General features: G+C 41.1%; 17 protein-coding genes and 1 pseudogene. 10 read left to right on the forward strand and 8 right to left on the reverse strand.

What is annotated here, in order from left to right:
* Positions 1-462: pseudogene (locus tag BMX11_RS14280) on the reverse strand (hypothetical protein); the annotation flags it as partial.
* 2 nt (positions 463-464) lie between these two features.
* Positions 465-860: a hypothetical protein gene (locus BMX11_RS14285; RefSeq protein WP_090885409.1), complete on the reverse strand. Its 396-nt coding sequence runs from the start codon at positions 858-860 to the stop codon at positions 465-467.
* A 151-nt stretch (positions 861-1,011) separates the two neighbouring features.
* On the opposite strand from BMX11_RS14285, the gene BMX11_RS14290 reads away from it, so the two are divergent.
* Positions 1,012-1,716 carry a hypothetical protein gene (locus BMX11_RS14290; protein ID WP_090885410.1) on the forward strand — a complete coding sequence of 235 codons (705 nt, stop codon included), beginning with the start codon at positions 1,012-1,014 and terminating at the stop codon, positions 1,714-1,716.
* 21 nt (positions 1,717-1,737) lie between these two features.
* Here BMX11_RS14290 and BMX11_RS14295 read toward each other — a convergent pair whose 3' ends face one another.
* Positions 1,738-2,061, reverse strand: a complete 324-nt coding sequence (locus BMX11_RS14295; RefSeq protein ID WP_090885411.1) for a hypothetical protein — start codon at positions 2,059-2,061, stop codon at positions 1,738-1,740.
* A 1,549-nt stretch (positions 2,062-3,610) separates the two neighbouring features.
* Here BMX11_RS14295 and BMX11_RS14305 point away from each other — a divergent pair.
* A complete protein-coding gene (locus tag BMX11_RS14305; RefSeq protein WP_090885413.1) occupies positions 3,611-4,192 on the forward strand; it encodes a YdeI/OmpD-associated family protein in 582 nt (193 codons plus the stop codon).
* A gap of 1,133 nt (positions 4,193-5,325) precedes the next feature.
* On the opposite strand, the gene BMX11_RS14310 is transcribed toward BMX11_RS14305, so the two are convergent.
* Together BMX11_RS14310 and BMX11_RS14315 are read right to left on the reverse strand one after the other, a co-directional pair.
* Entirely contained in the window at positions 5,326-6,204 is an 879-nt protein-coding gene (locus BMX11_RS14310) for a hypothetical protein (RefSeq protein ID WP_090885414.1), read from the reverse strand.
* 4 nt (positions 6,205-6,208) lie between these two features.
* Complete coding sequence (locus BMX11_RS14315; RefSeq protein WP_090885416.1) at positions 6,209-7,474, reverse strand: YdcF family protein; 1,266 nt, start codon at positions 7,472-7,474, stop codon at positions 6,209-6,211.
* Positions 7,475-7,780: 306 nt separating this feature from the next.
* Here BMX11_RS14315 and BMX11_RS14320 point away from each other — a divergent pair, with 306 nt between their 5' ends.
* From BMX11_RS14320 to BMX11_RS14335, 4 genes are all read left to right on the forward strand, one after another.
* Complete coding sequence (locus BMX11_RS14320; protein ID WP_090885418.1) at positions 7,781-11,050, forward strand: SusC/RagA family TonB-linked outer membrane protein; 3,270 nt, start codon at positions 7,781-7,783, stop codon at positions 11,048-11,050.
* Positions 11,051-11,061: 11 nt separating this feature from the next.
* The gene (locus BMX11_RS14325) at positions 11,062-12,588 is read left to right on the forward strand and encodes a RagB/SusD family nutrient uptake outer membrane protein (RefSeq protein WP_090885420.1); all 1,527 of its coding nucleotides are present in this window, start codon (positions 11,062-11,064) and stop codon (positions 12,586-12,588) included.
* 83 nt (positions 12,589-12,671) lie between these two features.
* Complete coding sequence (locus BMX11_RS14330) at positions 12,672-13,580, forward strand: glycerophosphodiester phosphodiesterase family protein (RefSeq protein ID WP_090885422.1); 909 nt, start codon at positions 12,672-12,674, stop codon at positions 13,578-13,580.
* An 833-nt stretch (positions 13,581-14,413) separates the two neighbouring features.
* On the forward strand, positions 14,414-14,884 hold the full coding sequence (locus BMX11_RS14335; RefSeq protein ID WP_090885424.1) for a hypothetical protein: 471 nt from the start codon (positions 14,414-14,416) through the stop codon (positions 14,882-14,884).
* 52 nt (positions 14,885-14,936) lie between these two features.
* Here BMX11_RS14335 and BMX11_RS14340 read toward each other — a convergent pair whose 3' ends face one another.
* From BMX11_RS14340 to BMX11_RS14350, 3 genes are all read right to left on the reverse strand, one after another.
* On the reverse strand, positions 14,937-15,470 hold the full coding sequence (locus BMX11_RS14340) for an OmpA family protein (protein WP_090885425.1): 534 nt from the start codon (positions 15,468-15,470) through the stop codon (positions 14,937-14,939).
* A gap of 99 nt (positions 15,471-15,569) precedes the next feature.
* A complete protein-coding gene (locus BMX11_RS14345) occupies positions 15,570-16,394 on the reverse strand; it encodes a helix-turn-helix domain-containing protein (RefSeq protein WP_090885426.1) in 825 nt (274 codons plus the stop codon).
* Between the two features lie 71 nt (positions 16,395-16,465).
* Entirely contained in the window at positions 16,466-17,356 is an 891-nt protein-coding gene (locus BMX11_RS14350; RefSeq protein WP_090885427.1) for an oxidoreductase, read from the reverse strand.
* Positions 17,357-18,137: 781 nt separating this feature from the next.
* Here BMX11_RS14350 and BMX11_RS14355 point away from each other — a divergent pair.
* From BMX11_RS14355 to BMX11_RS14370, 4 genes are all read left to right on the forward strand, one after another.
* Positions 18,138-19,469 (forward strand): TlpA family protein disulfide reductase, encoded by a 1,332-nt coding sequence (locus BMX11_RS14355; protein ID WP_090885429.1) that lies wholly within the window; start codon positions 18,138-18,140, stop codon positions 19,467-19,469.
* A gap of 43 nt (positions 19,470-19,512) precedes the next feature.
* Positions 19,513-19,737, forward strand: coding sequence for a hypothetical protein (locus BMX11_RS14360; RefSeq protein ID WP_090885431.1), 225 nt, complete (start codon positions 19,513-19,515; stop codon positions 19,735-19,737).
* Between the two features lie 512 nt (positions 19,738-20,249).
* Positions 20,250-23,450, forward strand: a complete 3,201-nt coding sequence (locus BMX11_RS14365) for a SusC/RagA family TonB-linked outer membrane protein (protein WP_090885432.1) — start codon at positions 20,250-20,252, stop codon at positions 23,448-23,450.
* Positions 23,451-23,473: 23 nt separating this feature from the next.
* A complete protein-coding gene (locus BMX11_RS14370) occupies positions 23,474-25,030 on the forward strand; it encodes a RagB/SusD family nutrient uptake outer membrane protein (RefSeq protein ID WP_090885434.1) in 1,557 nt (518 codons plus the stop codon).
* The last annotated feature ends 376 nt before the right edge of the window (positions 25,031-25,406 follow it).

The raw sequence follows: 25,406 nt of genomic DNA on the forward strand, positions 1-25,406 counted from the left end.
TACAATCTTTCTGGAATAAGCATCAGTAATCAGACTTAAATAACTAAAGCCCAACTGGGTCCGGATGTAGGTAATATCGCTTACCCATAGTTGTTCAGGGGCTGAAAGCAACATGTGTTTTATCAGGTTAGGATACCTTTTTAAGGCATGATTGGAGTCAGTAGTCCTGATAGAGCGCTTCCTTCTACGTATTAATAGCCCATGAAACCTCAAAAGATCATAAAGTTGGTCCCGCCCCATTTTTATATTGTGCTTTTCCATCTCCGGAGATAGCATATGAAGGATTTTGCGTGTTCCTAAAAGTGGGACCTCCGAACGGAATTCGGACACCAGGGCCAATACCACCATGTGGGAGATATCGGTCTTCAGCGCCATTTTCTGTGCCAGATAATACGCCTGGCGGCTTACACCAAACAGTGCACAAAGTTCTTCCAGAGGCTTATCTGGTCGTTTTTGCCGCATTCTTAAGACCGTTTGGTACCACGCTTTTTTCTGATGTTGATCTTAAGTTCGCTTTCCGCAACTTCAATCATGGTTTCTAGTCCAGCATTTTTCAGTTGAGCATCGGCGAGGGCCTTGGTCAGTTCATCAATCTTTTTCTTAAGAAGTCTTGTTTCCTGGTTTTCGTCCATTGCTGAAAGTACGTTTAAAGGGTTGACTTGTGCCAAGATAGTTAAATTACGCTTCTCAAACCAAAGTCCTATGGTACTCCTGGGTAAACTGTATTTTCGACTTGCGGCACTCTTGCTTAGCATCCCTGAATTTATCTCACAGAGGATTTTTTCCTTAACATCCTCACTTAACCGACCCCAAGGTTTCCTGGTCGAAATTTTTGTTTTGTCTTTGTTTTTTGTTGCCATTTTTCAATTTTTAATGACAAGCTATTTCAGGACGAGACAGAGAAAAGGTTATTGATTATTTTCATTGGGGCAAATAACTACCTCGCTAAAATATGCTTAGGTTTCCACTAAGTCCAAGGCTTTTTATTACCAAAATCTATATCTTAGATAAATGTCAGTAGCCGAATTAACACTTGAAATTTTAGGAGAAAGGTTACTCGCCCAGTTCGACAGCAAAAAGTTTGTTGAATGGGCAGTAAGTGCTTTAAAGCTCGGCTGTGAAAGTGAAAATCTTTTTATTCTGGCAGGCCTGGATGATGAGGCCACTGAGGAACGGGAAAAATATTTCTGGAAATCAGTGCAAGACCTCGATATTGAGGTAGCAAGAACCGAAGACGAACTGATCTATTGTTATGCATTGATGATTGCAGATAAGGCCATCAAAAAAGAAATCGGTATTGATTATGCTTTCAGCCAGATGCTTAAAATCGTTTATGCTTCTGATTATGAACACCGCTACCTACCTTTTTTTTATATTAATGAAGACCTGGATTACATAAGATATGATAATTCAATTTGGATAACCTCTGGGCTGACAGCTGAAAATTCAAAAGAATTTATTTTAGAGGAATTTAAGATCTTCGTTGAAATGGAACGCTTAATGATCCCCTGCGGGGAGCGTGACAAATGTTATTGTGAGCGGTGTAAGCAATTAAACACGCCAGTAACCAAAATCAAATACCAATTGAGAAAGCCCTTTAAATGCCTGGTTTGGAGCTGTGGTTTTTGCCGATCAGATAAACTGATATTTGATAGCAGGCATGAGGTAAAAAAGATGATTATCGAAGCATATCAACAATCAGCACCCTATTTATAGATACAGAAGCTAATGCTCTAACTATCCTGCTTTTACCCTTAAACCTTTTTTCTTAAACTGCCAATACACAATAAGGTTCGCAGCGCTGAGTAAAAACAGAAGAACCTGAAGTGTTTCCAGTAATTCACATTTGCTCAACGATTCTTTCCATTCTTTTATTTTCGAATCCCATAGCCTCCAATATTCTTGCTTAGTGATCAAGTGGCTTTGCAATTCCGCCCAATGTTGTATCCTGTAAGCATCGAGTTCCCTGTTCCTTTTATAGTAATGGTAATAAAATCCACATACCAACACGCATAGGGCAAAAAGGAATAACTGTATTTTACGATGGGTTGCTTTTGTCATTTGAGATGCAAAGGTAAATTATTATTTATCTCTCCCGTGTATCAATCATCTCTGTCCCATTGCCTGGCCAGTTCCTCTACATAATCCACAAAACCTGATATGCTAATCTAGATTTTGTGTTTTGAACCAGGTTAGGTAATTCTCGATTTGAGATGCCTGATACCATTTGACAAACTTCAATTCCAAAACTACTTGTTGTTACAAAATTAGGGTTAATTAATCAATATTTCGTCACAGAATTAGGGTTAATTAGTTGCTTTTCTGTCACAGAATTAGGGTAAATATAATTAATAATTGTAATAGAATTAGGGTAAATGGATGTGTTGTTGTAACTGAAATGTTCGCGAAAATCATTTAGTAATTTTCTTGATATTTTGTAGCTGGTTGTATTTACATGATTTTCTAGTGTAAACGAATTCATTTCGTAAATTTGAGTGATAACATTGGAGCCCAATAACAGTCATTTTGGATCGTTAGTGAATAGTAATTGTGTTTTGCAAGTAATTGTTAGTCAAGAGGTTGTTTAAGTAAAGCTTGTTCTGGCTTTGTCGGTTCTTAATAATGCTGCGGGAAGTAAAATAAGGATATTCAATCAGATTGCTTCAGCTCATTCACCCCGGCTTCACAATGATGGAGTTTACATGAACGGCCCTCATTCTCTCGCAAGAGGGAATCTTAAAGCGGTTTTTAGGGTATGAAAAGATATTGTTTTTACTTATTGCCTTTTCATGCCTTCTCCTTCAGGTGTGGGATTTCATTTGCTTTGATAGGGTTAGGACAAAATAAGCTGTGCTTATATTTTCTTCTATGGCTTATATGGTTCGATCCTTTTTTACCATTTAAGGCATGTAAATTCATTGTAATAACCACCCCCGCCACTTCACTCTCCATCTACACCCCCTCCTTGAGAAGTAGGGGAATTGCGACCGCCTAAACCTTCTGGATATTTTTCCGTGTGTTCTGTGTTTCCGAGGCAAAATGCAAGTGATAGGAATTGTTATTTGCTTTGCCTTAGTACAGGTTTTGATTGGCTAAGGTCGTTACATTTTCTTCTATGGTTAAATCCCTTTTTACCATTTAAGGCATATAAGTTCATTGTAATAACCACCCCGCCACTTCACACTCCATCTACAGCCCCTCCTTGAGAAGTAGGGGAGTTGCGACCGCCTAAAGTTTCTGGAGTTTTTCCGTGTGTTCTGTGTTTCCGAGGCAAAATGCAAGTGATAGGAATTGTTATTTGCTTTGCCTTGATACAGGTTTGATTGGCTAAGGTCATTAAATTTTCTTCTATGGTTAAATCCTTTTTTACCATTTAAGGCATATAAGCTCATTGCAATAACCACTCCGCCACTTCACACTCCATCTACACCCCCTCCTTGAAAAGTAGGTGAATTGCGACCGCCTAAACCTTCTGGATATTTTCCGTGTGTTCTGTGTTTCCGTAGCAGATAGTTAATGATTTTGGTGATCTATCATGTTGATTCGTAAAATTAATTCTTGTATTTTACAACATCATTTGTTCGGTTTAAAACTGGCTTGACAACTCAAAATGCAGGAAAAAGAAACAGAAACATTTTATGCCAAAAGCGTTGCAGACTGGCGAAAGTGGCTGCAGGATAACCACCTTTCCAAGCAATCGGTATGGCTGGTTTGCTACAATAAAAGTTCAGATAAAAAATCGATCACCTGGGCTGAATCTGTTGAAACTGCTTTATGCTTTGGCTGGATAGACAGCAAGAAAATAAAAATTGATGAGCAAACCTCCCATCAGTTTTTTAGCAGAAGAAAAGCTACTGGCACCTGGTCTAAAATTAATAAAGACAAAGTTGTGCAATTAATTGAAAGGGGTCTAATGACAGATGCCGGATTAAAAAGCATTGAAGTGGCCAAGCAAAATGGTTCCTGGACCATTTTAGATGAGGTAGAACAACTGATTATACCTGATGATTTAAAAGAGGGGTTTAAAAATCAACCCGCAGCTGGCGATTTCTTTGAAACGTTGAGTAAATCTTCCAAAAAGGCCATGCTTCAATGGCTGGTGCTGGCAAAAAGGCCAGAAACCCGGCAGAAAAGGATTAAGGAGATTGTGGAGCTTGCGGCTCAAGGGCTAAAACCGAAACATATACAGTAGTGAAGCTGACTGAGGTTATATTTTAATCCTTTTTTACCATTTAAGGCATATAAGTTCATTGTAATAACCACCCCGCCACTTCACACTCCATCTACACCCCCTCCTTGAAAAGTAGGGGAGTTGCGACCGCCTAAACCTTCTGGATATTTTTCCATGTGTTCTGTGTTTCCGTGGCTGAATGCAAGTGAGAGTGATTGCATTTGCCTTGCATATTATTGGCTTCTATGGTTCGATCCTTTTTTTACCATTTAAGGCATATAAGCTCAATGCAATAACCACCCCCGCCACTTCACTCTCCATCTACACCCCCTCCTTGAAAAGTAGGGGAATTGCGACCGCCTAAGCCTCATCGAGGATTTTTCCGTGTGTTCTGTGTTTCCGTGGCTGAATGCAAGTGAGAGTGATTGCATTTGCCTTGCATATTATTGGCTTCTATGGTTCGATCCTTTTTTTACCATTTAAGGCATATAAGTTCAATGTAATAACCACCCCCGCCACTTCACTCTCCATCTACACCCCCTCCTTGAAAAGTAGGGGAATTGCGACCGCCTAAGCCTCATCGAGGATTTTTCCGTGTGTTCTGTGTTTCCGTGGCTGAATGCAAGTGAGAGTGATTGCATTTGCCTTGCATATTATTGGCTTCTATGGTTCGATCCTTTTTTTACCATTTAAGGCATATAAGTTCATTGTAATAACCACCCCGCCACTTCACTCTCCATCTACAGCCCCTCCTTGAAAAAGTAAGGGGAATTGCGACCGCCTAAGCCTCATCGAGGATTTTTCCGTGTGTTCTGTGTTTCCGTGGCAAAATGCAAGTGAGAGGAATTGTTATTTGCTTTGCCTTAATACAGGTTTTGATTGGCTAAGGTAGTTACATTTTCTTCTATGGTTCGATCCTTTTTTACCATTTAAGGCATGTAAGCTCATTGCAATAACCACCCCCGCCACTTTACACTCCATCTACACCCCCTCCTTTAAAAAGTAAGGGAAGTTGCGACCGCCTAAGCCTTCTGGAGTTTTTCCGTGTGTTCTGTGTATCTCGCGCTATACAACTTCGTAACGTCGGGTTATTTTCCTAATGGCTACTGCCCTATTGAACCATTGAAACCATTGAACTAGTAAACCAAACTCCCTTACCTCCCGTAAGACAATTCTACCATACTCACATTGTTTTTTCTGGCCGAACTCACGGCAATCCCCTTTGTAACATCAGCCGTTAAGGTAAAACCTTCAAGCTCATCTGCTTTATCGAGGTCAATTACTTTAATCACTTCTTCCTGTCCATTGGCTATAGATTTGGCTAAATCAAGAAAGGTGAGTCTCCATTTACGTCCTTCAATTTGATTTTGAATGAGTACTAAAATGCCTTCCTGCTCTATGAAATGCAAATTTTGCACCCATGCAGCGCAGGTAAATTTCTTAAATAAAAGTCCCTTTTCACTGGTTTTGTTAGCCTTGGCCAGCAATGTTGGATCATATAAGCGCACTTCATTGGCCTTATTGCCATAATCGGCGGTTGCCATAAACCATTTACCTTTGTACCTTACATACTCAGGTCTGGCACCTTGAATGCAGGCATCATCTTCAATGGTTTTAATTAAATTTCCATCCAGGGTTTTGCTTTTCAAAAATCCATCCCAGTTTATGGCATAAATAAAGGCTTTCCAGGCAGTACCCGAAGCATTTTGCCGAACAGAGTTGCCTACAAAAGTGGGTAGCCGCTTTCGGTAAGCAATGCCGGTAGGATGTTTGATGATATTTTCGCCATTGATGGTAAAACGGTATTCTGTGTTTTCATAAATCAAGGAGTCTTTTATAAGGCTATAGGCGCGCATCACCCCCACTTCGCGGTCGCCATATAAGAAGTACTTTCCATTTTGAAAAGATATGCCCTGACATGCCCCGAGCGAATCGAGGGTAAAGGTTTTGCTTATTGTTGCAGATAAGGGTTTCTGGCTAAATGTACTTATAGCCAAACAGCTTACAATAGCCGCTATACCGAAAAGTTTCATGGGCTTAAGGATCTAAAGGTTCGTCAAAATCAATTTGTAGGGAAAGACTGTTGGGGAAAAATTCCACTTCGGTAGCGCTCAGTGTTTTGCCTATCTGGTAGGGATCATAACCCAACTCCTTTCTACAGCGTTCGGCCAGGATGCCGGCAATGTAAGGAATGGTAGATGCCGTGGTACTCACCAAGCCGGGCTTGTTTAGCGGCATGCCATAGCGGAACATCAGGCGAACACAATTGCGCATATTGGTAGTGGTATGCCTGGCCTGTGGCTCCATTATAATCGCATTTTCGGGAATATGCAGCGTGTTGATCATGAATTTCTTCATTTCATAAGCTTCGCTATACTTGGTTTTATAGGGATGCACCCGCCCGCCAGAAACCACCACAAATGGTGCTACACCTTTATGGTATTGGGCAGCTGCAATGCGGCAACGGATCATTCCACCAGCGCTTAGTTCCGTATCCCGGTCTTCGGGCCCTGCACCAGGAACCAGTATTACGCTATAGAGATATTTGTTGAAGTTCGTTTTCTTAATCTGGGCTATCGCATTTGCATTGGGGCCACTAATAAGGGGTTCGTAATCGGCCGCATCCAACCTGCCATTTAGCTCCAGTGCCCCGAGTGCGAAATTCATCGTCGGCTCAAAGAATAGTGTTTCTTTTTCGGAGGTATTGAGCAAGAGATTTGATTGAATAAGTGATGCGAACGCTTTATCGCCAGGCTGAAAGGAAATGGAGTCTATTTTAGGATAATTGGGCTTCTGTCCCTCAACATAAACACCAATTGCATAATTAACGGCCTTGGCATCCTGTTCCCAGGCTTTGGTTAGCACCGTTTTTTCTGGCAGCTGCTGGTATAAACCATAACAGCCCGAGGGTAATAAATGGTTTTTGATGGTGGTTCCGAAAATATTGTCGGTTTGATACAATGCAGAAAGCCTTTCACTTACTTGGGTAATTTCGGCATCGGTAAACTTAATACTATTGGCTAAACAGCCGATATCATTTTTGCAGGTCTTTAAGGCCGAATTACCCTTGCTTAATTTACTTCGCAGCAGTTGCTTTAAAACCTGATCTGCTGCTACAGCCTTTCTCAAATCTGGCAACTCTTGCATCAGCGTAAGTAAATAATAGTTTTTGTGCTGTACGAAGGGATTGTAGGCAGAAGTTTTGCCCACAACCAGTTGGTAGGCTTGTACAGCGGTATGCTGTTGTGCCCCTGCCCTAAACAAAGTCAGCAGCAGCAAAAATAGGGCGATTGGTAACCTCATAAAAAATTTTTGCAAGCTATACAATGTTCATTAAGCCAGTATTAATGCTGTATTAATTCGCACGAGGGATTTTTTTAGAAAAAGCATCCCCAGGCGGGAATTCGATTTTTTACCGCTGAAATATTCTTGCAGACTTAATATTGAGTATACATAGTGTTAAAAGTACACACCTAGTTTTGGCGCAATTAAAGCACTCGAAATATCCTGGTTATGAATTAACACAATGCCTATGTGAATCTTACTTCGACATGCCTTTTTAACACCATATCAAAAACAAATTAATCAAACATTACTAACAACTAAGAGATGACATCATTTTCTTTTATTGCGGGTTTAAAGCCTACCTGCAGGAAATTGCTTTTGCCTATAGGATTACTGGCCATTTGCAATTCGCCTATCATGGCCTCCTATGGCTATAAAAACAAGCTATCTGATTTTAGCCGCAAAGCAGCTTTTACCATTAGCGGTACAGTAACCGACGAGCAGCACCAGCCTTTACCAGGTGTGAGCATTTACGATAAGAAAAATAAGAAAACCACTGTAACTGATTCAAATGGTAAGTACATCCTTGCTGTGCAGGAGCAAACTACTTTGGTTTTTGCTTTTGTGGGATACACTACACAGGAAGTTGCGGTAAGCGGATCGCGCACCTTGAACGTTATTTTACGCGAAAGCACCAATACCTTAGATGAGGTTGTGGCTATTGGTTACCAAAAAGTACGAAAATCTGATCTTACAGGTGCAATTAGTAGCGTAAAGGCTTCAGAAATGAACCTTACCTCGCCAACTATAGGCCAGGCTTTGGTGGGTAAAGTGGCTGGTGTACAGGTTTCGCAAACCAGTGGTGCACCCTATGCAGGTACCAAGATCAGGGTTCGTGGTGTAGGTTCTATTAATGCCAGTTCTGATCCATTGTATGTAATTGATGGTTATCCGGCAGGAAATAATGTATCTATTAACCCCGAAGATATTGAAACGATAGATATCTTAAAGGATGCGGCATCGGCAGCTATTTATGGTTCAAGAGCTTCTGGAGGTGTGGTATTGATTACCACCAAAAGAGGAAAAGATGGCAAAGGCCGCTTTGAATACGATGTGCAGGGAGGTGTTTCTCAACTGGCCAAAAAGATTGATCTGTTAGATGCCAACCAATTTATCCAATTGCTTATTGATGGCCGTAACAACGCTTATAAAGATTTATGGGTAAACTCTGGCAAGACCTGGAACGATTCGATGTTTGGCGATGCTAATGCTACCCGTATCGCCAATGTGGGTAACGGTAGTAGCGTGAGTATCCCTACAGACCTTTATAACTTCTCTACTCAACAGGCCATTCCTGCAAAATACAATACCGATTGGCAGGATGAATTGTATAGAAATGCGGCCTTTCAGCGCCATAATCTCTCTTTTAATGGAGGCAATAAGGATGTGAAGTATTTTATAAGTGGTGGCTACCAGAATAACGATGGTATTGTAACCAATACCAATCAAAAAGTACTCAACTTTAGGGCAAATATTGATGGCAACGTGAGCGAACGCTTGCATGTGGGTGCGAATGTATCTTATACGCAAAACGACAATCGCGAGGTGCAGGAAGGGCGTTACAATTTAAGCCCGATGATGTCTGCCTTGCTTTATCTGCCTTATCTCCCGGCAAGGGATGCAAATGGCAACCCGATTCAGTTTGGCATGGCCGCTCTGGCATCTCAGTTTGGTATTCAAAACCCCGAGAACCCTTTGGCTACCGTAGAGCAGTTAAAAATAACCCGCAAAGGAAGCAGAAGTACTTATAATGCCAATGCAACCTATAAAATTCTTAATGGCTTAGATTTTAAAGCCAATTTGGGTACACAAACATACAATGAAAAGTACGATTATTATTTGCCAACCAGTTTAAGTAGTGGCAATAACCCACCTTACTCTACGGCCTCTATTACGGCAGCCAATGCCATTGCAAGAACGCTGAGCCAGCTAGATCGGTTGGCGGAGTTTACATTAAATTACAGCAAGGAATTTGGTAAACATAAATTGGATGTTTTAGGCGGTTATTCTGCACAAAAAACTACCAGCGATGTGATCCGTGTTTCTGCTAAAGGTTTCCAGAATGATTATATCGGCGAGATTTCTGATAAAGGTGCAGATCCAAGTTTCTTTGCGCTGGATAATGCAGCAAAATCTACCAATACGCTACTTTCTTATTTTGGCCGCGTGAGTTACAACTATGCGGGTAAATATTTCTTGTCTGGAACTTTCCGTCGCGATGGTTCTTCCAGATTTGGTCCCTTAAACCAGTATGGTAATTTCCCGTCTATTTCGGCAGGATGGAATCTTTCTGATGAAGATTTTTACAATAATTTACTGGGTGAGCATTCTACCGTAAAAATCAGAGCGAGCTGGGGCTTAAGCGGGAATAATAACATTCCGGATTACAGAACACAACAGGAAATGAATGCTCCGGGAGGGGTAGTATTTGGAAACACCATTTCTACTGCCATTTGGCCTAATTCTATTCAGGACCCAGGTTTAGGCTGGGAATCTACCTCTCAGTATAACATTGGTACTGATATTGGCTTGTTCAGAAACCGCCTTTTTATCATTGCCAATTACTACCTCAGTAATTCTTATAACCTTTTGTTTAATCAGCCTATATCGGGTGTTTCTGGTAGCGCTTCTATATTGACCAACCTGGCCGATAGCAAGGTTCGCAATACGGGTTTTGATCTTCAGTTAGATGGCAGGATTATACAAAACCAGGATTTTACTTTAGGACTTAGCGGAAACATTGCCCTAAATCGCAACAAGGTATTGGATATGGGGGGTGCAAGTACCATCTTTACCAACGGTGCAGAACGGTCTTACATTACCCACGTTACCCAACAAGGCCAGCCAGTAGGTATGTTCTATGGGTTTAAGGTTTTAGGCAGAATTACAGCAGAAAACCTCGGTAAAGTTGCTCCATCGGCTTCTACTACCAATCCGGCTAAAATTGGCGATTTGTACTTTCAGGATACCAATGGTGATGGAATTGTGAACGATGCAGATAAAACGGTTATTGGAACGCCATATCCTAAGTTCACTTACGGATTTGCAATAAATGCTTCTTATAAAACGATCGATTTCAGGGCTTCGTTTAATGGCTCGCATGGCAACCAGGTATTGGATGGGCAAGATTATTATTTATACAACTTTGAGGGTTCTGGTAATCAATATGCAGAAGTTGCAGACCGTTACCGCAATGAGGCTAATCCGGGCAGTGGCTTAAATTACAGGGCATCGCGTGCTGGAACGCAAAGTAATAACACCCGTTTATCTTCTTTCTATCTTCAGGATGGATCTTATTTCAGGTGTACCAACATTACCCTGGGCTATAGCTTCCCGAAATCAATTGCCAACACGCTTAAAGTAAGCAATATCCGCATTTATGCGAGTGTAGATAACGCCTTTACCATTACCGATTATAAAGGTTATAACCCTGAGGTTGACTACAATAACGGCGCTAACTTAACGCCTGGGGTAGATTACGGAAATTATCCTTTGGCAAGAAACTATAACCTTGGTGTTAAACTGACCTTTTAGAATCTAAAAAAATGAAAAAATATATTGTAATGGCTGCAATAGGCACAACAGTTTGTTTAAGTGCTTGTAAAAAGGAATTCTTGCAGCAAAATAACCCCAATGCAGTAACGATTGAGAATTATTTTAAAACAGAGAATGATGTGCTTCTTGCGGTTAATGGTGCTTACCAGGCTTTAAGAAGTAGCAATACCCTAGGTGAGAACAGTGGCTTATTTACCGACGAGCGTTCTGATGATACGGGAAGAAATGACAATCAGAGTAATGCCGGAGAACCCTTTCAGTTTAACGATTTCTCACTTTTGCCAAGTAACTCTTACTTAAAGTCACATTGGCTTGCGCTGTATAACTCGATTACGAGAAGTAATGTGATTCTATCTAATATTGATAAAGTTGCTTTCGCTAATCCGGCAACCAAAACCAATTACATTGCAGAGGCCAAGTTTTTAAGGGCCTTAATGTACTTCCAGTTGGTACGCAAATGGGGGCCGGTGCCCTTGGTTACCAGGCAATTGGTTACAACTGATGAGGTTACCGCTGCTACTTTCCGCGTACCTGAAGTGGATGTTTATAACCAGATCGTTGCAGACTTAAAGGATGGCTTAAATAGCTCTTTGCCAAACTTTCAGCCTACTGCCGGAATTGGCAGGGTATCTAAAGCGGCTCTCAATGCCTATTTGGGTAAAGTATACCTTACCATGGCTGCTACACTTCCGAATAATAAAGCCGAAAACCTAAGCAATGCCAATACCTATCTTTTGGCTGCTTATAACATGAAAGCTTTCGGAAATTTAGCTGAAATTCCTTATGCAGATGTATTTGATGTGGCAAAAAAGACTACTTGTAAAGAACTCATTTTCCAAATTTCTTACAAGCAGGGCGATGTTAACTACAGCTCAAGCATTGCCGCAAACAACCAGGCCAAAGGCGAAACCATTAACTCATTAAAGGTAGCCACCGGTATTGGCGGTAACGTTACCTTGGATTTAATTAACGAATATGAAGCTGCTGATAGCAGAAAGGATTTCTCGGTGAAGTATGCCAATGATCCTATTGTGAAGGATTGGTTCATTACTAAATTTAGAGATGCGAGCACAGGCGCAACGTTGAACGGATACGGTGGTAACGACTGGATTTTGATGCGCTATGCAGATGTTATTCTGATGCTTGCCGAAGTAAACATGCTTCAGGGAAATGATGCCCTGGCTATTCAGTACTTGGATATGGTGAGAACGCGTGCCGGAATGCCAGGCTATGCGGTTTCGAGAACAAATGCCGCTTATGCAGCCGCTTTCCCAACCTTAAAGCTGGCCATTTTACACGAGCGCAGAGTAGAGTTTGCTTTTGAACACCAACGCTGGTTTGATCTGATCAGAAATTTTACCGCAACTGAACTGGTAACTTATTTAAAGGCTAAGCCTCAATCTGCATTCGGTATTGCCAAGCTTGCCAATGTAACCACTAAAGACAGGTATTTCCCGATTCCTTTCGATGAGGTTAAGCTTGATCCGGTTAGAATGTATCAAAACCCAGGCTATTAATTATTGGGTAAATTCTTCAATTGAAATGGTGGCTGAGCTTTGGCCACCATTTTCATATATACTTTTAAATTAAAACGTTATTTATGATTAAAAACAGTCCCTTTAGCTTTCTTTTGCTGGGCGCATTGATTTGTACAGCCATAGGCGCTTTTGCGCAGCAACCAGACCAAAAGCTTGCTTCAATATTCCAGAAAAACAAAAAAGAGATTTTAGTTGCTGCACACCGCGGTGATTGGAGAAATGCTCCGGAGAACTCTATGCAAGCCCTTTTAAACAGCATCGAAAAAGGCTTCGACATTATGGAACTTGATGTGAAAATGACCAGAGATAGTCAAATGGTAGTGATGCACGATAATACCATCGATCGCAGCACTAACGGAAAAGGAAAGGTAAGCGATTATGCTTTGGCAGATCTTCAGAAATTCCGATTAAAAAACGGTCTGGGCAGAGCAACTCATCATGGCATCCCAACCTTAAAAGAAATGATGATTGCTGCTAAAGGCAAAATCATTATCAATGTAGATAAAGGTAACGACCACCTGAAGGAAGTATTCCAGATTCTACAGGAAACGGGTACTTTGAATGAAGCCATAGTTAATGTTGGCGATAATATAAATTACGAACTTTTGAAGCGTCAGGAGGCTATTCCTGAGCAGGCTTATCTAATGGTCGTGGTCAACATGAAAAGAGCAGATGCCATGCCCATTATGAACAGCTATCAGCCTAATCTGAAAAGTATCATCCAGCCTATTTTTGATACTGACACTATACAAAATCTGAATTTACTTCCTGAAGTGGCTAAAAAACAGGTGCTTTGGCTCAATAGCTTATGGCCATCTTTAAATGGCGGTCATGATGATGATCTTGCTGTAGATGAAAATAAAAAGGTGGAAAGCTGGGGCTGGCTAATAGATAAGAAACCAGCTATTCTACAAACAGACAGGCCTACCGAATTACTCCTCTATTTGAAAAAAGAAGGTTTTCATCAATAGGGGTTTGTTTGGAATGGAGTAAAGAGTGTTATTGAATGGGTAACCAAAAATCAAGGCTTTTAAACTACCGGTTGGTGTCCCACCCAACGCTATTAACTTAAGCTAAATGCTGTCAGGCTGAGCTTCTCGATGTGAAATCGGGACAAGTAGTCGAAGACCTTCTTAATAAGTCGAAAACTAAAATGGATTACCCTTCGACAGGCTCAGGTTGACAATCTATTTTAGTTTTCTCCTTAAAGTTAACAGCATTGGTAGCGTCTCGCTACGACTTTGCATTTGCCTTATTGTTGGCGGATAGGGAGTGGTACTTATGGTTTCTTTTATGGCTTACATGGTTCAATCGTTTTACCATCTAACGCATGTAAGTCCATTGCAATAACCACCCCGTCTACGCACATTCCATCCCGCCCCCCCTCCTTGAAAGGAGTGGAGTTGCGACCGCCTAAACCTTCTGTAGGATTTTTCCGTGTGTTCTGTGTTTCCGTGGCTGAATGCAAGTGATTTTAAACTACTGGTTGGTGTCCCACCGACCGGAATAATTCCTTTTGTTTTATGCTTTTGAAGAATCTTGGTGAAAAATAGTAACCTCCAAATGGATTCTAAAAGATGATCCACTAAAAATGTAATAGAAATCTCATCAATTCAAAAAATATATTTTTCTTGAAACAAATCGAAAAGTTAGGCGTTTTAGCTATAGTTTGTTTGGTTTAGTTTTATCAGTGGATACTCATAAAACATTCTATATGGCCCCATCATAGTATGGGGCTTTCTCGTTTTTAAAAAGTTGATTTAGAAAATTATGATTATAATTGGTTACTAAATCATGTGTATTAATGCTCTATTTTAAGAATGTACTTTTCCCTGTTGGAGTTAAGCAACCGCAAGTTGAATCGGCCTTAAGAAAATATGCGTTGAAAAAGACTTCTCCGTTAGACTTTCAAAGCACGACGATAAATATCGGGACAGACAAGGTTTTTATGGGCTTTGAGCGTAAAACAGATCTTCAGTTTAGCCGAATCAAAACTTCTTTTGTATTCATGCTACCCAAACTAATCATAAGCTTGCCCTTAGATCAGTCAGCAACTGCTTACCGCATACGGTTGGGAGGCATACCTTTAATTATTAGTTTGTTTTTAGCTTTCTGTATATTGGTGATCATCAAAAGCGTATTTAATGGCAGAACCGAAACAGCGTTCAGTATTTTCATTCTTGCTTTTTCGATTGCCTTTTATTTTTTAGTACGATTTGAACTTAAACTTACCCAGTCTCGTGTATTGAAATGCTTAGAAAAAGCAGTAAACTAAAAAAGGCCTTCAAAATAAATTGAGGCCTTTCCAATGGTGATAAGGATTTAAATTAATTCTGAACTTTGATTTCTGTTCTTCTGTTTAACATTCTTCCCTCTTCGGTTGCGTTGCTGGTAATGGGTTCTTTCTCTCCGTGGCCTACGATAGAGAAATTTGCCGCATTAATTCCTGCATTTACAAAATAAGATTTAACCGAATTGGCGCGATCTATAGATAAAGACATATTATGCTCTGGTGTACCTTCGGCAGATGAGTGGCCATTTAATACAAATTTAGTGTTAGGAGCTTTCTTAATTTCAGCTACGGCCTTATCTAAAATAGCAAAAGAAGCTGTTTTTAAAACGGCCGAGTTAAACTCAAATTGGATGTTACCAATATTAAAATTCGGTTTTTCTTCTGGTACGGGCTTTTCTGCGGCAGGCTGTGGTGCAGGCTCAGGCTTTTTCTCTTCTACTGGCGGTGGTGGAGGTGCTACAGGGGCCGGTGCAGGTTTTGCTGCAAGCTTCTTGGTTTTGCAAGAATACATGGTTAATGTAGATAATCCGATAAGCGCTGTAAAGAAAAGTTTTTTAGTAATGTTCATTTTAAACTGTTTTTAGGTTCAATTGTGTTTTGCAATATGCACAATTTATTCATTACAGCTATAACGATACTTTTCTAAAGAACGTGTGTAAAGTAGCGATTAAGTAAAACTAAGCAGCTTCGAAGGCGGCATTCCATACTGCTTTTTAAACACAAAGGAGAAGTGGGAAAGGTCTTCAAAGCCCAGTTCCAGATATATATCAGATGCTGTTCGCCCTTTTTCGCTAATTAAGTAATGAGCTTCTTGAAGCCTTCTTTGCTGCAGCCATTTGCTTGGCGAAGTGTGAAAAATGTGATCAAAGTCTCGCTTAAAAGTCGCCAAACTCCTTCCGGTAAGGTAGGCAAAGCGCTTAAGTTGTACATTGAAGTGAAAATTTTTATTCATAAAAGCTTCCAGATCGATCTTACCGGGCTCACTGAAATCGAATAAAACATCCTTTAATTCGGGCCTAAGCCGCAACAAAAGCATAATGGCTTCCCTTTGCTTCAAATTCTGAAGTGGGCCATTAATTGCCTGGTCGCCCTGAATATAAGGCCAAAGCGAATCCATAAACCCTGTAAAGAGCGGATTGGGCGCTAAAGGGGTTACAGCATCAGACACTAAACCATTAACATGATCTGACTGATAGCCATATTCCATAGCAAAACTCCTTAAAGCAGCCTGGTCCAGGTAAATGGAGATGGCCTTAAACGAACCCCCTGGCGCAGGTTCTTTATTAAATTTAATGAGTTGATTACGTTTGATAAAACGAAAATCTCCTTCCTTAAAAACATTCTCCCTGTCGCCTGTATTAATGGTTAACATTCCTTCTATCTGATAGCTAAAAACATGCTCACTGGCAAACTGTTCTCCTTCGCGGTTACGTGAAAAATAACAAGAATATGCAATAACGGGAACGGGATGATCTATTTTAGATTCGGCCATATACAAAGTTAAAAAAAAGCAGGCAGCTATACTGGTAAAAGACTAGCCACCTGGTGTAAACGATAATTGAATTAAACTTTTCTGGAAATACCTTTGGTATACCACTTCCCATCTTCACTATTTAAAAAGTCTGTTGATTCTTCATGATCGGTAGATAAAGAAACGTTCAGCCATGCTTCCATCTCCGCATTGCGCATTTCATTGGCATTTTTTAATATCCCAATGGCCTCACTTCCCAATACCAAATGAACTGGGGGGCTGGGATGATTGGCCAAATCGACCATTACTTTTGCCGCTTTATCGGGATCGCCAACAGGCACGAAGTTACCACCTTTGAAAAAGTTTACGCGCTGGTTTACCTGCTCATACTCTTCCATTTCTCTGGCATAACTCATAGAATCGCCCGCCCAATCAGTACGGAAGCCGCCCGGCTCTACACTTGTAATATAAATACCCAAAGGCGCAACCTCTTTTGCCAGGGATTCAGTAAAGCCGCTCAACCCAAATTTTGCTGCCTGGTACATGGTTAAACCCGGATTGCCTACACGTCCACCTACCGAACTGATCTGTAAAATACGCCCACCGCCTTGTTTGCGCATATAGGGCAATACCGCCCGGGTAATCTCTATGGGGGCATATAAATTGGTTTCCAGCTGACGGCGTACCTGCTCCTCTGTGTAAGCTTCGGCTGCGCCAGTAATTCCGAAACCTGCATTGTTAACCAATACATCAATTTGTCCGAAATGCTTTACCGTTTCGGCTACCGCCTGGTATACCTGCTCATAGTCGGTTACATCTAAAGCTATTGGAAATATTTGATCGGGATATTGCTGAACTAAATCATCTAACTGACTAATATTGCGTGCTGTTGCGGCTACCTGATCGCCGTTTGCTAACACTGCTTGTGTAAGGCTACGTCCTAAACCACGGGCACTGCCTGTTATAAACCATACTTTTTTCATTGTCTTATCTTTAATAATTACAATACAAAGTTATGGTATGGAACAGCCCCTAGCTTTGCTGTAAAGCTCAAAGTTGGTTTGTTGTAAAGCTCGTTATTAGTGATTGGTTCATTAGGCATGAGTTCATTGGGCTGGATGTATAGACGCATTGCTACCCTGAGTACGCTTATCCTTAAAAGGGAACTCCCCAAGAACGTGCCAATCATTGCCGTGATACCTTTAAACTCGGTGCAGAGATTTTAGAATCAGATTTAACAATCGAAGTAGCAGAGGCGATTAGGGTCGTATTAAATGGGTTGTGGGTTATGAGTTACAGGTTACGGGCCTGGAGGCCTAAACTACCATCGCTTATAGTTTCTTACATGGAAGATGTTTTAATGGAAGATGAGCCAAAAAACACCCCCGCTAACACACAACCTTACGTCCCCCTCCTTAAAAAAGCAGGGGAGTGGCGATCCGCCAACTAGATGGATTAGGTGCCTTAGGTGGTTAAAATGGTTACGGGTTATGAGTTGCGTATTACAAGCTGGAGGCCTAAACTTACATCGCTTATATTTCTTTTGTGTGTTACATGTTGAAAAAAAATGTAATAAACCTTTACCATATAAGACATGAAGCTCATAAAAAAGACCCACCCCCGCTAACACAATCACAGAGTTATCTTCCAGTAACTAAACTTTATCTTTCCCATCATCGTTTCAGTTTTCCGCAAAAGTGTAGGCTAGTTAAATTGAATTACTTATATTTAACCTAATTCTAACCATCTAATTAGCCCTCAAGCATGAAAAAGATTTTATTTTTATTACTTCTTAATCTTTTTGTTTTCTACAGTTATTCTCAATCACCTCTTCATTGTTTACCAGATTCATCAATAGTGATATCGTTAAATAAAAATGTAGGTTTTGGCCCATCGGGGCAGGTGAGTTCTGCCATAGGCGCAACTCATAATAACAGTAAGGAGGAAATAGCACTCTATCCTGTTCTCACTAATATTCCAGCTCTAAAAGATGTACAAATCTTTTTTTTCATTTACAACAAGCCCCAGCATTATTATCAGAATTATATAGCTGGAAAACTGAGCAAAGATTTGTTATTAGAATGGTATAAAAGAGATAACTTAACCTTATCAGACACATTACTCCTATCAAAAAATAGCATGAATACGGGAATTTCTGTTGTGAGTGCAAAAGACTCCACAGGCAAAAAGGTATTTATGGTTGATGCCAATCATAATTATGATCTCTCTGACGATGTGATAAGAACACTTCCTGATGATGGCTATATTTCTAATATTATGGAGCTTGCCACTAAGATCTCCATAGAATCTTTTTCCAACAATAAGATAAAGCAGGAAGATGTTTTGTCACTAATCAGGTTCAGTAGAAGCAGTACCGATAAAATGCCTCTTATATCTTTCGCATTTCCCGAATTTCGTTATGCGCGGTTTAGCTATAAAGGCAATCAATATCTCATCTGTTCCGATATGTTGGCTCCCACAAAATCTGTTTTCCTATTGCCAGATCTACCCTCGTTTAGTCCGGCACCAAAAGAGGCCAGGGTTAACCTAAACCAGTTTATTAAATTAGGCAATGACGACTTCCAGTATGAAAGAGCAGAAGACAACGGACAGCGTGTAATCTTTAAGAAAAGGGCGAAAAATGAGAAGTCAATGCATGATACTTCCGAAAATCCGTCTTCACAGGCCGGATACTTTGCTCCCGAAATCAAGGGGCTAAACTTGATTGATGGAAAGGATATTAGCCTAAATGGCTTGAAAGGAAAATATGTATTTATTGATTTTTGGAGTACAAGTTGTGGGCCATGTATTGCAGATTTCCCAAATCTGGTTAAACTTTACAACAGTTACGATAAAAATAAGATAGAGTTTATTGGCATGGCAGATGAGCGGCAAAATGGAAAAGTATCTGAGTTATTGAGCAGACACAAAATTACATGGCCAACTTTGATTTCCAATAAACAAACCACATTTTCCAAGGGATACAACATCTTTTCTTATCCAAGTTCTTTTCTGATTGCCCCAGACGGGCGCATTGTTAAACTGGATCTTAGAAGCGAGGAGTTAAAAAATGTCCTCAATGCCTTATTGAAATAACCTGGTACATTCGCCAAAATCCCGCTATTGCAAATTTTTATTGATGGAAAAAGCATTAAATTTTCTTGGAATTATCTTTAGTATTTGGTTTCTGCTTACCGCTTGGGTATGGACTTACAATGCAGCACTGTTTATCTCTTACCCTATTGGAATAATTGCCCTGTTGATTTTAATATTTTCATCATCCCGCTGGGGTAAAAAGGTAATTAAAACTATCTTATTGATTGGTTTCATCGCTTCAACCGCAGCCTTATTTTTATACAAATAGATATGATTAGGATCTAAAAAACCTTCTTCATAACCTCATATCATTTTTAATTGACAGTTTTTTTAAAAATAAATCCAAACCCAGGTAGGTAAATGCTAAATCGCTGGTTAGCAAATCGTTTTACCAGTTAAAGAAGAGCTTCACCATCAATTTCATGTTCAAAAAAAATGAACGTTGTAAAAGGAATCATACTGTATTTAAATTAATACTTAAACGTAAAATAACGCTTAAAAATTTATTCTTGTTGTTATTACAATAAATACGTAACATTGAATTGATAAATCGTTTTATCAATAACCAAATATAAATATTGAGCCAGGTTATCCTGAGTGTTTTTGCGTTTTGATCTGTCTGTGTAATTGATATAAGTTGTACTGAATTTAATTACATGTGTATAGGGGGCAGCTCCTTTCCGCAAAAATTAACATCCCCTCAATCATTGTGTTTGAATATTGCCTACAGCGCCTTATCCATTAAACACCATTAACTAACCATTTACTAAACCTAAACCTATGAAAATCAATCTACTCAAGATTTCAGGGCTCTCTGCGCTTTTTTTGCTCAGCCACCCTGCCTTTTCAAAGCACCTTCGAGCCGAAAATCCAAGCGGATTTTCATTCATTGAGCCACAAGCTGTGCAGGTCAAAAGCCGAAAAACAGTTACCGGAACAGTGCTCGATGAAAAAAACATGCCCATCCCCGGTGTCGGGATAAAAAACCTAAGTTCGGGCAAAACGACTGTAAGCAACGAGTCCGGAAAATTTAGCATTGAAGCCGATGCAAACCAGGTTATCCGTTTCTCTTATATCGGTTACCAAAACAAAGACATTACCGTTGGCAATGACAACAATATCAGCGTTAAAATGGTTCCAGCAGAAGCCAACAAACTGGAAGAGGTGGTTGTAATTGGATACGGAAGTGTTAAGAAAAGCGACCTGACGGGTTCTGTAGGTGTGGTAAAGGCCAGCGAACTTCAGGAACGGCCTTCTTCATCACTCAACCAGGCATTGGCGGGTAGAATTTCCGGAGTTCAGGTGAACACCAATTCAGGTCGGCCGGGTGGTCAAACCAATATCAAAATCAGGGGCTTCAGTTCCATCAACACCAGTAACAATCCGCTGTATGTAGTAGACGGTGTGGCTCTACCTGTAGGTTCTCAAACCCAGAATAGTAATGCCATAGATTATATCAATCCCAGCGACATTGCTTCTGTAGAGGTTTTAAAAGACGCTTCATCTACAGCCATATACGGTGCAAGGGGTGCTAATGGGGTAATTCTCATCACCACTAAAAAAGGAACTGCGAATGCTCAGCGCATCAGCTATGACGCTGATTTTGGGGTAAATACGCTTGCGGCGCATCATGTTAAAATGCTCGATGCCTATGAATATGTAAAGGTTCAGGATCTGGCCTATGAAAACATTAAGGTATATGATCCGGTAGGCTGGGCAGCAGGAAATTACGCTTCTACACCTGTACCTAAAGCCGCCAGAATTGCCTTACCTCAATTTTTCGACGCAAGTGGAAATCCTCTTTATAATACCGACTGGCTAAAGGAATCAACCCAAAATAAGCTCTCGCAAAATCACCAGCTTGGTTTTACGGGCGGCAATGAAAATAGTACCTATGGTGTATTTGCCGGCTATCGCGATGACCAGGGGCTCTTATTGAACTCTTATTTAAAACGCTATTCTGGCAGGTTCAATTTTGACAGTAAAATTAAACCCTGGTTAAAAGTGGGAGGAAATCTAAGCTATAACAACCAGGAAGAGAATATTGTAGATCAGGGTACTGGCGGACTTAATTCTGTTAGGATGATCACAGAGGCTTTTCCCTTTCTTCCAATCAAAATGGCTGACGGGAAATGGGGCGATAACAAGCTGATTCCCTGGGCAGAAGGCGGCTCCAATCCGGTTCATATCCTAACCGATCAAAAGTATGGCATGATTACCCAAACTTCCCTTGGAAGCATTTATTCTACCATAACCTTTAGCAAAGACCTTGAATTCCGCACACAGTTAGGTGCCAACATTGTGAGTCGCAATATCAACGAATATAATGCGAAGCAACTATACGGAATTTCTGATGGACAAAATGGAACGGCCAATGTAACCAACGACAGGGAAACGTTCTGGTCGCTGGAGAACTACCTGACCTATAACAAACGTTTTGCCGAATCTCACGCCATTAATGCCTTACTCGGTATTTCCTGGCAGGCAACCAATTTTTTCAGCAACACCAGTCATGCAGAGAACTTTGTGACCGATTTTTATGGCAACAACAACATGGGATCGGGCAGTAAGTCTATTACCACAGGCTCGAGCAGAAACCGTTCGGCATTTAATTCTTATTTCGGCAGGTTAAACTATGCCTTTAAAGACAAATACCTGGTAACCTTTACGGGAAGGGTAGACGGCTCGTCTAAATTTGGGGAGAACCATAAATTTGCCTTTTTCCCTTCTGCCGCCCTGGCCTGGAAAGCATCTGATGAGGAATTCTTAAAAGGTAATAAAACCATCTCCAATTTAAAGTTCAGAACCAGTTATGGCTTGAGTGGAAATTCAGAGCTTCCTGCTTACCAGTCGCTTTCTACACTGGTTAATAATTCGGCCATTATCAACGATAGCCGGGTAACGGGTATAGGTATAGGCAGGCTCGCTAACCCTGATCTCGTTTGGGAAAAGACTGCACAGTACGATGCCGGGCTGGAACTGGGCTTGTTTAATAACCGCATCAACTTGGAAGCCGATTTATATTACAGAAAAACAACCGATATGCTCCTGGATGCACCAGTACCGCGCACAACAGGATATGCTGTGATCAGAAAAAACATTGGTTCTATGCAAAACAAAGGTATCGACCTCGGTATCAACACGGTGAATATCCAAACGGATAATTTCACCTGGAAAACCGCATTCAATATCTCACTGAACCGAAACAAGGTATTAGCCCTGGCTACGCCTGATGATATTTTCGGGGTAGGTAATCCGAACTTTACCAACCAAACCGGTATCATTAGGGTTGGCGAACCAGTAGGATCTTTCTGGGGCCTTGTGCGCTTGGGTACCTGGAGTGAAGCTGAACGCGCAGAAGCAGCTAAATACGTGAGCTACCGCGGGGGTAAAACCTTGCTTCCTGGTGATATTAAGTACCTGGATGTGAATGGCGATAAGGCCATTACCGATGCCGACCGCCAGATTATCGGAAACGGAACACCTAAAGGCTGGGGGTCATTTTCCAACTCCTTCCGTTATAAAAACCTAGACTTAATTGTAGAACTACAATATTCTTATGGAAATGATGTGCTAAACATGACGCATCACTCGGGTGAGGACAGACAAGTACAGGCCAATAGCTTTGCCAGTGTGCTCAATGCCTGGACACCTCAAAACCAGGATACACCGGTAGCTGCAATCAGAGATCAATCTGCCGGATATGTAACCAATGTGGATACCCATTGGGTAGAGGATGGCTCATTTATTCGGGGTAAAAACCTCTTGTTGGGCTATAACTTCAATAAAACCCTTGTTGAAAAATTACGCTTAAACAGGCTTCGTTTGTATGCCTCCGTGCAGAACTTTTTCCTGGCTACCAAGTACACAGGTAATGATCCGGAAGTAACCACTTACGGCAATGCATTTGCACAGGGCCAAACATTTTTCGATTATCCAAAGCCAACAACTTTTACGGTAGGCTTAAATATTGGATTATAAACATTAACTAGAAAGGATATCATATGAAAATCAATATAAAAAATCTCGTTGCACTGCTTTTATTGGGCGGAACCATAATAGGAAACTCGGGATGTAAGAAATTTTTGGAAGAGACAGATCCAACCAACCTATCGCCAAGCAGCTTTTATACCTTACCCGAACATGCCGAAGCTGGTATTGCTGCTGTTTATGCTGAAATCCGATTTATTGGCAACGGAGCAGGTATTTACTCCAATAACTGGCAGATGCTGGATGCGCCAACCGGTATACAATCTACTGAAACGGCACAAAACTCCGATTTGAATAACCTTTATTCGCTGATTTATGACGGCACCAATTTGCATGTGAACCAGAACTGGAGCGGATTTTACAAGGTCATTGCACAAGCCAATCTGGTATTGGATAAAACTCCGGGCATCAGCCCGATGGATAATGCACAGAAAAAGCGCATTCTGGGTGAGGCTGCTTTTGTGAGGGCCTGGGCCTATTTTTATCTGGTACGCTTGTGGGGCGATGTGCCCTTAATTGTAAAGCCGATTACGAGTGCTAACGATCCTAATTTTGCTCCTGCAAGAACACCACAGGCGGATGTATATAACCAGATTGTTGCTGACCTTACTGCTGCTGAAGCCGCAGGCCTACCTTTTATGGATGCGAGTGGCAGGGTTTCTACTGCGGCCATCAAATCAGAATTGGCTAAAGTATACCTTACCATGGCAGGACAGCCACTTAACAAAGGTGCCGCTTACTATAAATTAGCTGCCGACAAAGCGAAAGAAGTAATCGACTATTCGACAGCAAACCCTGCTACACTTGGATTATTCCCTTCGTATGCGGCATTGCATGATGCCAAAAACGACAATAAGGTAGAGCACCTGTTTGGTATTCAGTATAATGATGCCGCAGGAGCGGGAAACCCTTTGCAATCAACCTACCTACCCTTACACCAACCTTTAGTATCTAAAATTGATGGAATTGGAACAGCTATTCCAACAGGAGATTTTTATGCTTCATACGAGGCGAATGATTTGAGGGCAAAAAACAGAGAAGGTTATTTCTTTACCGATTATTATACTGACGGATTTAAAATGCCACTGGTTAATCGCGGTAAACCTTATATTTTTAAACATTTCGATTTGATTGCCAACGGTACATTAGGTGTTGAAGGTACCAGCCGCAGCGATCTGAATATTCCACAAATCCGCTTTGCAGAAACCTTGCTCATTTATGCTGAGGCTCAGAACCGGGCGGACGGGGCAGCAAATACAGCAGCATATGCTGCGGTAAACGCGGTTAGAAAAAGGGCACAACTTTTAGAGCTTGCCGGCCTGAATCAAACACAGTTTGAAGAAGCGGTTTGGAGAGAACGCTGGCATGAGCTGTGTTACGAAGGTATTATCTGGTTTGATATGGTTCGCTTGCGCAAAGTTTACAATGAAAGCACCAATGGGTTCGATAATTTTGTTGGGCACATCAATAAGAGTGTAAATCAGCCCCTGCAATCTAAAAACCTGCTTTTTCCAATTCCTACCCCAGAAATTAAAAATAACCCGAAGCTAACGCAAAACCCGGGTTATTGAAAAACATAAGTTAGTTTGTTAGTTTGGTGAGGGTGTCCGAGTTTGGGCACCCTTTTTTACGTCCCCCCCTGGTCCGTGACACATGGAACAGTTTGTGTGTTTTTAACTCCAAATGAATTTAGGCATATTGCCCCGGTAACCCACACCCATTTAACCACAAAGTACGCAGAGGGAAAGGCGCAGAGGACACAAAGCCAGTTGTCTATTCCCCTGGTCCGTGACACACGGAACAGTTTGTGTGTTTTTAACCGCAAATGAATTTAGTCACATTGCCCCCGTAACCCACAACCCATTTAACCACAAAGTACGCAGAGGGAAGGCGCAGAGGACACAAAGCCAGTTGTCTATTCCCCGGTCCGTGGCGCACGGAATGCTA

The sequence above is a fragment of the Pedobacter rhizosphaerae genome, assembly GCF_900111155.1.
In the GTDB taxonomy this organism is placed as follows: domain Bacteria; phylum Bacteroidota; class Bacteroidia; order Sphingobacteriales; family Sphingobacteriaceae; genus Pedobacter; species Pedobacter rhizosphaerae.